Origin of the sequence: Corallococcus sp. AB018 (assembly GCF_003986945.1) — a bacterium.
In the GTDB taxonomy this organism is placed as follows: domain Bacteria; phylum Myxococcota; class Myxococcia; order Myxococcales; family Myxococcaceae; genus Corallococcus; species Corallococcus exiguus.
In genome coordinates this window covers 1-2,574 of sequence record NZ_RAWR01000414.1, presented here as the reverse complement: position 1 = coordinate 2,574, position 2,574 = coordinate 1, and the positions used below count along the sequence as shown (strand labels likewise).

The 2,574-nt window shown below is 71.6% G+C and carries 1 protein-coding gene; it reads right to left on the bottom strand.

Features of this window, described 5'->3' with window-relative positions:
• Positions 1-2,331, bottom strand: a 2,331-nt coding sequence (locus tag D7Y11_RS44800) for a protein kinase (RefSeq protein WP_233607587.1), incomplete at its 3' end; no start/stop codon positions are given.
• Positions 2,332-2,574 lie beyond the last annotated feature (243 nt).

The window sequence follows — 2,574 nt, the reverse complement described above, 5'->3', positions numbered from 1 at the left end:
GCGGCGGACCGCGGGCGTCTTCTCGGGGGCCTCTTCGGGAGGCTTGGACGGCACGCGGGAGATGGCCGTCTCGCTGTCGTTCAGCAGGGCCTGCGGCGCGGTGTGGGGCTGGGTGACGCGGAGGCTGTCCTGTGTGGCGGACCGTGAGGGCCGGGGACGGGAGTCCTCGGAGCTGGTGTTCGAGGCGTCACGAGGAGGGCGGGGACGGGAGTCTTCCGCGCCGTTGTGCGAAGCATCGCGGCCAGACCGGGCACGCGCATCATCGGCAGTCCCATGCGCGGAGTCACGGGCAGAACGCCCGCGCGCATCCTCGGATCCATTCGAAGCATCGCGGCCAGACCGGGCGCGTGCATCGTCGGCGGATCCGTTCGAAGCATCGCGGCCCGACCGGGCGCGTGCATCGTCCGCGGATCCGTTCGAAGCATCGCGGCCCGACCGGGCACGTGCATCGTCCGCGGATCCGTTCGAAGCATCGCGGCCCGACCGGGCGCGTGCATCGTCGGCGGATGCATTCGCGGAATCACGAGGAGGGCGGGGACGGGAATCCTCAGCGGACCCATTCGCCGCATCTCGCGCGGAGCGGGACCGCGCATCCTCACCGGACGCGCTGAAGGCTTCACGCGGCGGTTTGGGCCGAGCCTCCTCGGGAGGCGCGTTGAGGGCTTCACGCGGCGGACGGGGCCGCGAGTCCTCGGCGGATCCATGGGCCGCATCACGTCCGGAGCGCTGCCGTGCATCGTCCGAGGCTCCAGACCGGGCACGGCCTTCCTCAGACTCCCGTCCACCCCGGGCGCGGGGCTCGTTGGACGGCGGCACGAAGGCTGGAGGCTCCTTCGCATGGCGCGCCTTCGGTTCCTCGGGAGGCTGCGCGCCCATGCGCGACAGCGGCGTGAGGATGGTCTCCCCCTCGGCATAACCGGGGGACGCCGTCACGGGCGCCGTGATGCGCAGCGATGAATCCAGCATCACCGGAGGCAGGGCTGGCTGGGTGCGCACGCCCGGTTCGGAATCCTCGGGCTGCGCGGACATCTCATTCGTGGGCGGAGGCGGCCGGAGCGGCTCCGTGGGAGGCGACACCCGGCGCGAGGGCGGCATCGCCGCGGGCTTGCGGACCGCCACCTCCTCCGTCGTGTTGCGGCGGCCCCCCGTGGCGGCAGCGGGAGCCGGCGTCGCCTTCGCCGGAGCGGGTGCCTTGGCGGGCGCCGCGGGCGCGCGAGGCGGCAGCGTGGAGGAGATCTGCGGCAGCGCACTCGCGGGCGGAAGCGTGGCCGGCTCCGGGACCTCTCCGCCCCGGGCGAGCACCTGCGCCACCTGCGTCTCGCTGGAGGTGCCGTCCCCGGTAGACTGCCCGCTCATGAGCAGCAGGCGGGTCTGGTCGCGGCGCTCGGTGAACAGCCGCAGCATCAACTCGCTGCTCTGTTCGGGGTGCCAGATGCGCTGTCCCACGGCGCGCTCGATGGCGCGGGCGAACTCCAGCGTGGTGCCGTAGCGGTCCTCGCGCCGTTTCGCGAGCGCCTTGAGGACGATGGCGTCCAGCTCCGGCGGCACTTCCTTGTTCACGCGCGAGGGCGGAGGCACATCGCCGCTCAGCACGGCGTTCATCATGGCTTCGGCGCTCTTCGCGTAGAAGAGGCGCATGCCGGTGAGGCACTCGTGCAGCACCACGCCCAGGCTGAACAGGTCGCTGCGGGCGTCCAGCGGGTCGCCCATGATCTGTTCCGGGGACATGTAGCCGCTGGTGCCCTTCACCATGCCCACGGCGGTGCGGCCCGCGCGCGCCAGGCTCTTGGCGATGCCGAAGTCGAGCAGCTTGGTGACGCCCTCGTACGTCACCATGATGTTCTTCTCGGCGACGTCGCGGTGGACGACGGGCGAGGGCCGGCCCAGCGGGTCGGTGAAGCTGTGCGCGTAGTTGAGCGCCACGGCCGTGTCGCGCACGGCCATCAGGCTCAGGCCCATGGGGATGGGCTCATGGGCGGTGCGGCACGCGCGGGCCACCTCCACCAGCGTGGCGCCCGGGACGAACTCCATGGCGAGGAACAGCTCACCGTCCGCCACGTCCAGGTCGTACACGTGGGCGATGTGCGGGTGGTTGAACGCGGCCGTGACCTTGGCCTCGTCCAGGAACATCCGGACGAACTCCTCCTCGCCGCGGATGTCGGGGAGGATCTGCTTCAGCACCACCATCTTGCGGAAGCCGGCCAGGCCCTTCTGGGCCGCGAGGAAAATCTCCGCCATCCCGCCTGTCGACAGGCGGCAGAGCACCTCGTACTTGCCCAGCACCCGGCCGCGGAACCCGTCCGGGGTGAGCGTCAGCGTCGTCCCAGCCATTGAAGGGGTCCGACTCTACACCGGGGCAGGCACCGGCGCGAAAGGCCCGGACCCCCGTTTCTGGCCGGATGCCAGGGTTTACGAGGATGAGCCTCCGTCCGGGCGAGGACAGGGTTTCTGGGCGGACGCGCGCGAACTGTCCGACACCGGAGGGGCCGCCTCCGGGACGGACGGACAGCGGGAAGGGCGCCGCTACTGTGCGTGCCATGCGGCTGCGAGGGCATCAGGCAGGGAGGTGGGGAC